This window comes from Bacteroides sp. AF32-8BH (assembly GCF_003435205.1).
GTDB classification, from domain to species: domain Bacteria; phylum Bacteroidota; class Bacteroidia; order Bacteroidales; family Bacteroidaceae; genus Bacteroides; species Bacteroides ovatus.
Genome location: NZ_QVLZ01000002.1, coordinates 276623 through 289404, shown reverse-complemented (window position 1 = coordinate 289404; position 12782 = coordinate 276623). Strand labels below are relative to the sequence as shown.

At 40.8% G+C, this 12782-nt stretch carries 6 protein-coding genes and 1 pseudogene; 2 read left to right on the top strand and 5 right to left on the bottom strand.

Annotation, left to right across the window (positions count from 1 at the left end):
* The gene (locus tag DWZ47_RS02420) at positions 1-1269 is read left to right on the top strand and encodes an MFS transporter (RefSeq protein WP_004315655.1); all 1269 of its coding nucleotides are present in this window, start codon (positions 1-3) and stop codon (positions 1267-1269) included.
* A gap of 19 nt (positions 1270-1288) precedes the next feature.
* The gene (locus DWZ47_RS02415) at positions 1289-3055 is read left to right on the top strand and encodes a glycosyl hydrolase family 32 (RefSeq protein ID WP_008770570.1); all 1767 of its coding nucleotides are present in this window, start codon (positions 1289-1291) and stop codon (positions 3053-3055) included.
* Positions 3056-3200: 145 nt separating this feature from the next.
* Here the strand turns inward: DWZ47_RS02415 and DWZ47_RS02410 are convergent.
* The 5 genes and pseudogenes from DWZ47_RS02410 to DWZ47_RS02390 form a co-directional block, all read right to left on the bottom strand.
* Positions 3201-5027, bottom strand: a pseudogene (locus tag DWZ47_RS02410) (endonuclease/exonuclease/phosphatase family protein).
* A gap of 171 nt (positions 5028-5198) precedes the next feature.
* On the bottom strand, positions 5199-6182 hold the full coding sequence (locus tag DWZ47_RS02405; protein ID WP_117512223.1) for a glycosyl hydrolase family 18 protein: 984 nt from the start codon (positions 6180-6182) through the stop codon (positions 5199-5201).
* A 60-nt stretch (positions 6183-6242) separates the two neighbouring features.
* Positions 6243-7916, bottom strand: a complete 1674-nt coding sequence (locus DWZ47_RS02400) for a BACON domain-containing protein (protein ID WP_117512222.1) — start codon at positions 7914-7916, stop codon at positions 6243-6245.
* Positions 7917-7939: 23 nt separating this feature from the next.
* Positions 7940-9574, bottom strand: a complete 1635-nt coding sequence (locus tag DWZ47_RS02395) for a RagB/SusD family nutrient uptake outer membrane protein (protein ID WP_117512246.1) — start codon at positions 9572-9574, stop codon at positions 7940-7942.
* A 20-nt stretch (positions 9575-9594) separates the two neighbouring features.
* Positions 9595-12555, bottom strand: a complete 2961-nt coding sequence (locus DWZ47_RS02390) for a SusC/RagA family TonB-linked outer membrane protein (RefSeq protein WP_117512221.1) — start codon at positions 12553-12555, stop codon at positions 9595-9597.
* Positions 12556-12782: the final 227 nt, after the last annotated feature.

Genomic DNA, 12782 nt, shown 5'->3' with positions numbered 1-12782 from the left:
ATGCTGAAAGATAAGAAATATTATCCATGGATGGTAGTAGGGATGCTCGTCGTAGTGTCTCTACTCAACTATTTAGATAGACAGATGCTGGCTACGATGCGTCCATTTATCATGGTGGACATCAAAGAGCTGGAGTCTATCACCAATTTCGGGCGGTTGATGGCTATATTCCTTTGGATATATGCCATTATGAGCCCTATATCGGGAATGATTGCAGACCGTTTGAACCGTAAATGGCTAATTGTCATCAGCTTGTTCGTGTGGTCTACTGTCACTCTTATGATGGGATACGTTGATGACATCAGCCACTTGTATATATTAAGAGCTTTAATGGGTGTCAGCGAAGCATTTTATATTCCTGCCGCTCTGTCTCTCACAGCCGATTATCACCAAGGGAAAACAAGGTCAATCGCCATTGGTGTACTGACCTCGGGGATTTATCTGGGACAAGCTATCGGTGGCTTCGGAGCAACAGTAGCCGCACATACTTCTTGGCAATTTACCTTTCATTCTTTTGGTATGATAGGTATTATTTATAGCCTGGTACTCATCGCATTGCTGCATGAGAAAAAAACATATACAGTACAAACCGAACAAAAGAAAAGCATTAAGGAAAATCTTTCCATGACCTTCAAGGGACTGGCTGTATTGTTCAGCAATATCGCCTTCTGGGTAATGCTATATTATTTTGCCGCACTTAATCTTCCCGGATGGACTACCAAAAACTGGCTTCCGACCATGGTTTCCGACACATTAAATATGGATATGGAATTCGCAGGGCCACTTTCTACCACCACCCTTGCCCTTTCTTCATTTGTCGGTGTATTTCTTGGTGGCTTTATCTCCGACAAGTGGGTGCAAAAGAATATCAAAGGAAGGGTTTACACCAGTGCCACAGGACTATCCCTGATCGTTCCTGCTCTTTTGCTAATGGTTTATGGAAATAACATTGTGTTTATTGTAGCAGGAGCTATACTCTTTGGACTTGGCTTCGGAATGTATGATACCAATAATATGCCAATTCTTTGCCAGTTTATCCCTTCACGCTACCGCGCCACTGGTTACGGTCTCATGAATTTTGTCGGAATTGCTGCCGGAGCCATCATTACCAATGAATTGGGTAAAGCATTCGAAGCTAATTATAAAGATCTTGTCTTTTTGATAATGATCTTCTCTGTATGTCTGTCCATATTCCTGCAGTTGAAAGTGCTGAACCCTAAAACTACAGATATGACAGACGAATTAATGACCGAATCAAAGAATAAATAGAAACATAAACTGAACGATTATGAAATATATGTACTCACTTTGCAGATCAATAAAACTGCACGCATGCATTAGCATGTTCTTGTTATGTTTAGTATCTTATAGTTGTGGCGGATCAGACGATGGAATATCCGAACCTCCGGGAAATCCCGGAACAGATCCTGCCCCAGACCCCGATGATCCATCGGACGACTGGAGAACTTTATACAACGGTATTATCCTACCTTCCGTATGGCCGCCCAAAAACATCAATATCAGTTCGTATGAACCGATGAATGTCCCTTATTTGCAGACTCCGCCAGAAGTGGTTCCCATTGATGTAGGCCGTCAATTGTTCTTTGACAATTTTCTGATTGCTAACACAGACCTGGAACGTAAATTCTATAAGCCTAAAAAGTATGCACAAAACCCTATATTAAAACCTGAAACAGCTTTGGAGACATCGAACATTCCCGGTGCTTCTGCCAAAGACGGTGGTGTGTGGTGGGAACCCAGAGAACAAATATTCAAAATGTGGTATGAGGCCGGATGGCTTAATAAAATGGCCTATGCGACCAGTAATGATGGTGTAAATTGGGTACGCCCGGATTTGAATAATGGTTCGAACGAACTTCTGACATTATCCAGATTTCCTGCAAACTCATGCGCCGTCGTACTGGATTACGAGGCATCCGACAACGAGAGATACAAAATGTTTTTACGCTCGCCGAACGCTGACGCAACAGACAATGCCGGCTATTGTATGATTTCTTCGAATGGAAAGCAGTGGAGCTGGTTTACCAAAACAGGTCCTTGCGGTGACAGAAGCACTATGTTCTACAATCCTTTCCGTAAGAAATGGGTATTCAGCATACGTACTCTGGGTGTACTGGGTAATTCTCCACATGGAAGAGCCAGATATTACCGGGAACACTCTGACTTTCTGGCCGGAGCCGTTTGGTCAAAAGCGGATGTAGTATTCTGGTGTAATGCAGATAATAAAGATACCCCGGATCCAGAATTCAATCTGCCACCGGAACTTTATAATCTGAATGCTGTAGGTTACGAAAGCATCATGTTGGGACTCCACCAAATTCTATTGGATGAAAATGAAATTGCCAAAGCAGCCAACAGACCAAAAATTACAGAGTTGAAAGTTTCTTTCAGCCGTGATGGTTTTCATTGGGACAGACCTTACAGGGATGCATTTATTCCTGCTACCCGTGTGCCAGGTAGCTGGGATCGTGGATATGTACAATCCGTAGGTGGTATCTGTACTGTTGTAGGAGACCAGTTAAGATTCTACTACATCGGTTTTAAAGGTGGAGATAGCTCCAGCTATATGCATTCAAACGGTGCTACTGGTATGGCTACTCTTCGCAGAGACGGATTTGCTTCTATGTCGACAACAGGAGAAGGTAGCTTGACAACCCACCCTGTCAAATTCAGCGGAAAATATATGTTTGTCAATGTCAACTGTCCGGCAGGAGAACTCAAGGTGGAGATCCTGGACAAAAATAATAAAGTTATTGATGGCTTCTCGGCTGACAAATGTAAAGCAGTTACTATTGATTCTACTATTCAACAGGTAGAATGGAATGGAGCCAGTGACTTATCCTCTCTGGCAGGACAAGAAGTCAGATTCAGATTCAAACTCAAAAATGGTGATTTGTATGCTTTTTGGGTAAGTCCAAGTACCAATGGTGAAAGTAATGGATATGTTGCCGGTGGCGGTCCCGGATATACAAGCAATAAAGATACGGAAGGGAAAAAAGCTTATGAAAAAGCGAGTGGTTTCCAAAAGTTCTAAATCCCGAAGAAGTTCATAATTTTATTCATATATAAAAAATAAGAACATTATCAAAGTCGGTGCAAGCTATATTTCTGATTATAAGAATAAAGGCCACAGGATTATAAATGATTCCAGTGGCCTTCATTTCTTTATACAGTTTTCTCTAAACTGTAATATCCAGTAAAACCTCTCCTCTTACATTCAGCACCTTAATCCTCAATTCATCGTTCTTCTTTTCCAAGATCATCACCGTAGCACTGTCCATCTTATATCCTCCACCAATAATAACCGGATAATTATTACCCAGTTCTCCTTGCGGATGGTAAGCGTATTTATGTGTATGTGCATTCAGACTGACATTAAAAGGTGCTTTTTCCAATAATTTAATCCACAGATCTGCACAGAGATTCTTTTCATAATTACCGTAAAGCGGAATATGATGAATAAGGACACGTTTCTTTGCTTTCTTGAATTCTTTGGCAGACAGCTCCTTTTTCAGGAAATCCACTTGTTCATTACGCAGTTGGGTAAAATCATTCAAACCATAATATACCCAGTGAGAATCTAACTTGTCTTCTCCACAGTCGAGCATAACGATACGGGTATCTCCCCAGTTGAAAGAGCCGTAAGTCTTATCCTCTACATAGTCGTAGTGGTCACGTAAACCAATAGAGTAAGCATTTCGTATTTCGTGATTACCGCGCATAAAGAAAGTCGGTATGCGGTCGCCACGGACACCTTCGGTTAGCTCACTGATAAAAGCGGTTGCCTGGTTGTGGTCTACAGGATCATCCACACAATCCCCATTGAAGACAACAAAGTCATAATTGAGATTCTTGATTTGTTTACATAAAGCCCGGAAGGTTTGTGTATTCTGATGCAAATCGTTGAAAACAACAGCAGTGAAAGAATCTGTATCGGTTGCCGGAAGAGTAAATTCAGAGAAATCTGACTGGGCAGTATTTCCGAATACTTTTTTATAAGCCTGATAAAGTAGCATTTCTTGTGAGCATACACGGTAATAATATTTCTGACCGGGTTGCAAACCGTCTATACGAACTTTGTGCAAGTAGTTGTTACAAACCACTTGCCCGTCTACAATCGTACGTGCACGTTTTAGTTGAGTAGTGTCCGTTCCATATTCCACCCAACAATATGCGGGAACGGTAGTTTCCCACATCACAGTAATGCCATTACCTACCGGATTCTGTAAATAAGGTTTCGTGCGGAATATTTTGTCTGCTTTTTCAGCAGTACGGATTTCGACTAGTATAGGACGGTGATCGGAAGCCATAGGTTCATTCAAGACTTGGGCAGATATAAGAGCGAAGCCATTAATATTTGACTTCAATGTAGTAATATAATCTATAGTCTTTTGGGGTTCAGAAGCCGGATAAGTAGATTGTTTAGGGTTAGAGAGTATCTGGAAGTCTTTCTGTAACTCCTTTATAAAGTCGGATTCCGGTTCAGCATTCATGTCCCCAGCCAGAAAAAGAGGCTTTTTATAGGAAGCAGTAGATGACTTCACTATTTCCAAGGATTTCATGCGATCCTCCTCCGTTAATGACAGATGGGTACAACAATAAATATAATCCTCAAATTCTGCCAGAATCAAGGTGCGGGCCTCTTCTCTACCAGGTAAAGGGATAGCTTATAAACGTAGCGGAACTTGCTTTGTCAACAGTCCGATTCCATATTTACCTCCTTCAAACTCTATAGCAGGTGCAAAACAAGCATGCATCTGTGTACGTTCAGCTATCTCACCCAGCACATATTTCTGTCCGCTCCGACGGGTCATACTGTCTACCTCTTGTATAGCCACAACATCAGGAGAAGCATTATTTATCACATTGGCTACCCGTTGAAAACTACAAATATCATCCATGCCGTTCGCATTTTTAATATTATAAGTCATCAGTCTCAATGTATGTTGAGCCTGTACCGGAAAAATAAATAGAATGACGGAAATGAGTAAAAAGATCTTTTTCATGTTCTTCATTTTTGGGGGTTATGTTAAGTCCCCCAAAGGTAAGAAAAAAATAAAAAGCCACAAAGATACGGATTCATACCTTTGCGGCCTCTTATTGTTAAGAATAACTTTTCTCTAAATGGGGGGATGAGAATAAAGCTATATTATTTACAAGGTCGATTTATTATCTTATTATTTCTTTTGCCACTTTGCGGCAGTATCCCACATTTGCGGATCTACGCTATTAAAGTGCCAAAAACCGATTTGAGAGATTCCCAGTTCATCAGCTAGTTCAAGTAGCGCTTCCGTACTTCTGGCATCACTTGCATAAAACAGATGCCGATTACCATCAGTACCATCATACAGATACATGTTTACCTTTTCATAACATAACCAGGTAGGAGAAGGCAAAATTCCATTTATACTGTCAGGCACAGATTGGTAAATCTGCCTTCCTTTGATGCCGCCAGTTACAGCATAATCATTTGCATAAGCAGGCAACGCCATCACTAATTTATCATTTGGAATATGTTTCATCCAGAAAAGCATCGCCTCTCTAGTCCATAGATAATTAGACGTAGGTCCAATGCCCATACAATCATCCCTATGTTTGAGCTCGGGCTTATCTATCCCAAGTGCAAAATACATATCGTAACACATCACTCTAACTAAGTCGCAAGTAGTATTCAAAACTGCCGGATCGTGAAACATCTTAGTTTCGTTATCCTGATACAAAGCCGGATAAAAACTAACGCAATGGCTTAATTTCTTTCCAACAGCATGGAGTTCTTTTGAAGCCAGTTTCAGGAATTCGGTATATGCATCCTGAATATCAGGGTTCAAATGTTCGAGATCAAGATCTATTCCATCATATCCGTTTGCATTGCAATCACTTACATACTTCTCAACAAGCGCCTTTCTTTTCTGTGGCGTATCAATCGTTTCTTCATTCCCACCTACAGCCTGATATACTTCGATATGATTCTGATGACATTCATCGATAAATGATTTCGGAGGATTCCCGAAAACGCTAATGGAACTAATAATCTCTTTCACTGGCTCTATATCCTTAAAAGAGCTTCCATCTATATAGACATACCAAGGAGCTACTTTCTTCTCCTGGGTGGTGGAAGAGAATGTTTCCTGCTTGCAGGAAACACTCGTCATTACCAACATTACACAGCATATAGCTGTTCCAATTATACTTAAATACCTCATTGAATGTAAAGTAAACTGTTATTCTTCATCATAATTATACTTCTTATATTCTATATAGTCATATTTGACTGTATATGTCTTTGCAGTAGGCTTATCTCCTTGCCAGCCACCTCCATCAGCAAAGGTCATCATTGAGAATCCAAATTTAAACTGTGCCGGAGTATACCAGGTAGTAAATGTTTTCGCCACTTCACCATCTATAATCCATGCCGCCCAATATGCACCATCTGCATTAAGCCTAAGGTCAATAGTCAAAGTGTGTTTACCCGGATCAATAGGTACACCGTAAACTCCCATAGCTTCCGTATAACAACGTACCAGCATCTGACCAGGAACAGGAGGAACCGTACAAGCCGCACGATCATTTTCAGTACCCGAGAAAACAAACATAGAGAATGACCTTTCTTCAGCGTTAGTTGCAGCGATATTACCACCTGCCAACCATTTTTCACCTATCCCTACCAAAGGAACATCTATTTCCCATGTATATTTTCCAGCTCCTATCTCCGGACCATAAACGAAGTTATTCCCGTTAGATAGATTCAAACTTCCATCCACAATCGTTCCTCCATTGTTAGTCCATCCAACAGGAACAAAACCAGCTTCCTCAAAGTCCCACTTCACTGTTGTTCCCTCTGGTTCGGGAGGAAGCTGACCTTCGATAATCGGCTTCATTGAATAATCATAAGGAACATATTCAAGATAATCAAATAAGGCATAATTTTCTTGAGTTGCCGCATGATCGCCCATACCATAAAGATTCTCGACACTAGATATAGCACGGAAATAAGCCTCTTCACCATAATCTAATTGTGCCCTCTTTAAAACTTTACCATCAACCGACCACTCCGCCAGATATTTCTTATTTTCCAGCTTCAAATCCAATACAAATGTATGCCAAGCATCCCCCTTAATAGGCGTGAATTCAGAGAAAAAAGGATTAGCCTGACTAGTCACAAGGCACAGCATATCATCTGGTCCGGCACTATGTGCTGCACGGTCTGCAGCTGTACCGGAACAAATTTCAAAATCCAATTCATGCCCATCGTCAAAATATAAAAATGCTCCAATACTAGCCCGGTCATTCATTCCGAATTTAGGGACATATATCCTCCATTCATAACGACCTGATCCGAATTGCGTTGTTGTCTGCACCTTGAAACGGTCCCCATTAGTACCTTCATACTCTTCACCTGCCCGGGTATAGATTCTTAACGCTTTTCCATCTTCACATTCATCATTATCTACGATAGTGATCGGATTGATCCCTGCCACAAGCCCCGTCTTTTGCAATCCAGTAAAGTCACCGTAATTATAAATGGTTCCTTTATAGCCATCCTGAATAACTGTGATGGTTCGAAGTTCAGCACCTTTCGCCGCTATGGTCAAGGTTGCACTGCGTTTTGGGCCGTTATTCTTATCAGCAGCAATTGTTAGCGTACCATTACCAGTTCCTTCCAAAGGAGAAACTGTAAGCCAATCACCACCTGCCTGATCCACTGCTACTTCCCAAGCTGCTTCTGACGTAATATCTACAGTCTGAACTTCAGTAGAAGAGACTCCGAATGTTAAAGCATTTGTGGAGATTCCGCATGCAACAATCTCTGTTTTCTCTTTGAAGCTATCACCGCATGATACTAAAGAGGCATTACATAATACACCTATTGCTAAATATAAATATCTTAGTTTCATAATGATTGTTTTTATTGTTTCATTCAGTTCTTCAAATTCGGATTAATAGATGAATCTACAAAAGGACGGGGAAGATACATTTTACTGTCATTCCACGTACCAGATACGGAAACAGCTTCTTTCCTGAAGACTCCGGGAGCCACTTCAATCTCCGGATTTAATTTTCTGTATTCAAAATGATCTTTAATGCGATTCATGCGAAACATATCCCTCGCTCTAGTGGCAATATTTCCCCAATAATATCCGGCTATTTCCCAACCATGTTCATTATAGGCAGCTTCTGCCAGTTCATCATACGACATGGTTGTCTTATAGATATCCCGCTCTGCAACAACAGATCCATTGGCACGGTTACGTACCTCATTCAATAAGTTGACAGCTTCCGTGATACTACCTGTTTTGGAACGACCTACAGCTTCGGCATACCAGCAATATACTTCTGCCAAGCGAATAATCTGATGCGTCTTTTCTCCATTCTGATTCATCGAAATCTTCGGATTCGTATAATCGAATTCTTCTCCAGTGGTCGTTTCTACTTTCTTCATGAAACAGGGAGCAACAACCACACGCGGCGCTTCCGGATTGGGGTCTTCCCACCAATCACGCAACTTCGTTTCATTCTTCAATATGATTTTCGGGAAATAAGATGCATCTTTGCGTGAGCCTTCCGGGAAATCATACCAGAATTTAATTTCTCCGTTCGTATCTCCCCATCCACCGCCACCATAAGCATAGTCTGCCAGGAAATCAGCTAAAGGGGCATTGGTAAGTGCATCTATTCCTAAATTATAATAAACACCAAGCAACACTTCAGGATTATTCTTATTATACTCCATCGAATATACTTGCTTGTAATCAGGTAATAACTTGTAGTAATAAGTACCTTTCTTCGAAGCATCGATTACTTCTTTTGCCTTTGCAGCGGCTAGTTGATAATATTCTGTTCCCTTGTTCAACGGCCATCCTGCCATTGCCATATACACATAAGCCAATGTTGCTTTTACAGCTCCTTGACTAACAGCAATGTTTACCCCATTTCTTGCGTAGGGTTCTTTAGTATAATTAGCAGGAACCATTGTTTCTGCCTTTTTCAGATCAGATATAATCAGCTCGTAAATTTCAGGAACGGTTGCCAATGGCATGTTGTAATTGATTTCATCTTTCACAACCATAGGTACCTCTCCCCAAGCCATTACAAAGTAAAAATAAGAATAGGCGCGCCAATAATAAGCTTGTCCAATGGCTGCATCTTTCTCTTCCTGGCTCACCTCCGGAGTTCGTCCGGCATTATCTATAATGAAATTAGCTGCTTTTACCAATCTCCAACGAGCACCCCACAATTCAGTCACCCAAGTGTTGTTGTCCGAAACATTATAAGTATCTACCTCACGCAGCCCCTGTTTATTAGCTGCAGGGTGTGTCGAAATATCATCGCCCATCACTGACTCGAAACCTGCCCAAATATTTGCATACATATCACTCGCAACTTTGGAATACATTCCATTCAGAGCCAAGTCCAGATCACCTTTTGAATTGAAGAAATTAGTTACCGCCAACTGCCCTTTAGGATCTTCTGTCAGTAAATCCTGGCAAGACACCATCCAAAGTGCTATCAATGCTAGTCCGACAGATTTGAATATTCTATATATTGTTTTCATATCCATGTATAGTTAAAAGATTAAAAGTTAAGTTTCATACCAAAAGTGAATGTTCTTGGAACAGGATAAGATCCCATATCCACGCCATTAAAGCCATAATCGGATTCACTGTACACTTCTGGGTCCATACCTGTGTATTTCGTTAATGTAAACAGGTTTTGAGCACTGACCGACAGTTGAATATCGGCTACTTTCGTTATCTTCTTAGGAATATTATACGTAAGGCTTATATTTTTCAGTTTCACAAATGATGCATCTTCAAGCCAGAAATCGGAATCAGGATAGTTTCTATTATCTGAATTTTTATGACTTGCATACACAGCATCTGCTTTATTGGCTACTTTATCCCAACTTTTGTAATAAGCATCAGATAAAGAGATGAAACGATATACACCTGTCATAGATCCCATCGCATAGCGGCTTACATTCAGTCTATCTTGTCCTAATGCAGCATTGATAAAGAGATTGAGCGTCCAATTTTTCCAAGTAAATGTATTATTCCATCCGAAAGTCCAATTAGGCTCGGCCTGCCCTTTAGTAACCAGATCGTCAGCACCCGGATTGGTTGTCAAACTTCCATTAGATTGATGTTTATACAAGTTGGCGCCCTGATCATTAAAGTTTGCCCATTCATAAAGATAGAAAGAGCCAATCGGATACCCTACTTTTTTAATTTGAATGGGACCACCGCCAATACTTGTATAATTCTCCCCAACGATAAAATCACTACCTGCCAGATCGATTATCTTATTCTTTAAATAAGATGCATTCAGCGATGTTTCCCAACCAAATATATCTTTGTCAGTCAAAGGAGTTGCTGTGATGGTAAATTCAACACCAGAGTTTCTAACTTCACCTTGATTGACCCAGAAAGAGCCACCTCCGTTATACTGAGGAGCAGGTTTGCGAAGCAACAAGTCCTTAGTATCCTTTCGGAACCATTCGGCTGTAAAACTCAAGCGACCGTCTAAAACACTGGCGTCCAAACCTATGTTATACTGATAGGTGCTTTCCCAAGTTACATCTGGCGTAGCGAGATTTCCAGTCCAATAACCGGTATGGATTGCATCGCTACCATAACCGTCATAATTCGTAGGAGCCAACATACCTAATGTTGTGTAAGCACCGATACTTTGATTACCAACAACACCAAAACTGGCTCTTAGTTTCAATTGCTGGACAATGTTTTGTTTGCTCATAAAGTTTTCTTTAGCAACATCCCAAGCAACAGCTGCTGACGGAAAATATCCCCATTTATTTTTCTTCTGAAACTTAGATGAGCCGTCGGCACGGAAAGTACCTGTCAGCATATACTTCCCTTTGTAATTGTACATAATTCGACCAAGCCCGGACACAATAGCTTCTGCGGAATAGCCATTTTCTCCATCGCGTGTCTTTGCATTTTTTGCATTCCAATAACCAACAAATTCATTGGCTAAATCACTACCGGTTAGCTTTAGATTTCGACCTTCGGCACCACTTGCCTCAAATACAGCGGTTGCAGTCAAATGATGATCGCCGAAACTTGTGTTATAAGTCACATTATTGGTATTCTGCCAGAATAGATTCATCCTGCTCGCATTTTCCATACCACTAATTTGACCGGGTTTTGCTAACGACGAGGTGAAAGAGTAACTCGGAACATGAGAGTAATTAGCGGCACCCTGTACAGACAATGTCAACCCTTTCATTATTTTGAAAGTCAAATCCATATTAGTATTCAAAGCATACACATATGAATCGCCATAATTTGCCACACGGGCACCATAAGGGTTTCCGTTTACTGAATTATAAGGGTCCATATTATAAACGCCCGTCACCGGATCTTTCATTTCCATCGTAGGAGAATAGTTCAGAAAATTCATAATGTCAATGCCCCCATTGTGACTGTGAGTACGTGAAGCATTAATTTTGGTAGAAAGTGTCAACCACTTAGTGAGTTCATTATCCAAATTTATCCGCAACTGTGCACGTTGATACCTGGTCGTGATGGTCATGGCTGTCATATTCAATACATTGGCTGAAATAAGATACTTGTTTTTAGCCGTTCCACCCGAAATGCCTAATTTATAGTCCTGGCTAATACCGGTCTGCAACATCAAATTCTGCCAGTCAATGCCCTTGGAACCATTCTTATAGGCTTCCATCTCATCATCTGCAAATGAGATACCATTATACTCCTTCAATGCAGTCGCATATTCATAAGCATTCAGTAAGTCATATTTTTTAAGGATGTTCGATACGCCTATAGCCACATCTGCATAAATCTGCACTTTACCTTCCACCCCTTTTTTAGTAGTTACCAACACCACACCATTAGCACCGCGTGAGCCATAAATAGCTGTTGCCGAAGCATCTTTCAGAACTTCAATAGATTGAATGTCAGCTGGATTTACATCCAGTCCACCAGACATAATACCATCGATGACATATAGGGGGTCATTGCTGGTATTAAGAGAAGTGGTACCACGAACACGAACTTTAACTGTACCACCAGGTAAACCATTTACGCTCGTCACTGCCACACCTGCAGTACGTCCTTGCAGAATATCTTCCACCCGCTTCACCGGCTGATCCTTAAATTGTTTGGAAGAAACAGAAGCCACAGCACCGGTTATATCTGATTTTTTCACTACACCATATCCGATGACCACTACCTCACTCAATTGGTTCTGATCCTCCTGCATTGTAATCTTCAAACTGGTATTCGTTCCCAGTTTAACCTCTTTAGTCACGTATCCGATATAAGAAAACAATAGTGTAGACCCAACAGGAGCACTAATCGAGAATTTTCCGGAAAGATCCGTTACGGTACCTGTTTGTGCGTCTTTAAGGGTTACGTTGACACCGATGACAGGTTCATTGCTGTCGGCATCCGTAACAGTACCCGAATACTGCTTTGCAACCTGTGCATAAGTAGATGTAACTGCTGCAAAAAGAAATAGTAGCAAGCAGCCAAGCGTTTTTCTTAGATTATCCATATACTTTTCATTTAGTTAGAATATAATGATATTAGATTTTTAGGAATTTTAGGTACAAGTCAAGGCATTTAAAATGTTCCCAACATTACTCCGCCTCTTCATTCTACAGTTTTAGGATGTATCCATAGTAAATAGTCTTTTTTTTAAGGTTTAATACGTTTCGTATTTAGTGTTAACTGTGCAAATATAGGCGCAAAGCATGGAAATAGAGATCAAATAACATCCAT

Coding starts and splice junctions, on each gene's coding strand:
- DWZ47_RS02415 (WP_008770570.1), top strand. CDS start 1,289: ATGAAATATATGTACTCACTTTGCAGATCAATAAAACTGCACGCATGC.
- DWZ47_RS02420 (WP_004315655.1), top strand. CDS start 1: ATGCTGAAAGATAAGAAATATTATCCATGGATGGTAGTAGGGATGCTC.
- DWZ47_RS02400 (WP_117512222.1), bottom strand. CDS start 7,916: ATGAAACTAAGATATTTATATTTAGCAATAGGTGTATTATGTAATGCC.
- DWZ47_RS02405 (WP_117512223.1), bottom strand. CDS start 6,182: ATGTTGGTAATGACGAGTGTTTCCTGCAAGCAGGAAACATTCTCTTCC.
- DWZ47_RS02395 (WP_117512246.1), bottom strand. CDS start 9,574: ATGAAAACAATATATAGAATATTCAAATCTGTCGGACTAGCATTGATA.
- DWZ47_RS02390 (WP_117512221.1), bottom strand. CDS start 12,555: ATGGATAATCTAAGAAAAACGCTTGGCTGCTTGCTACTATTTCTTTTT.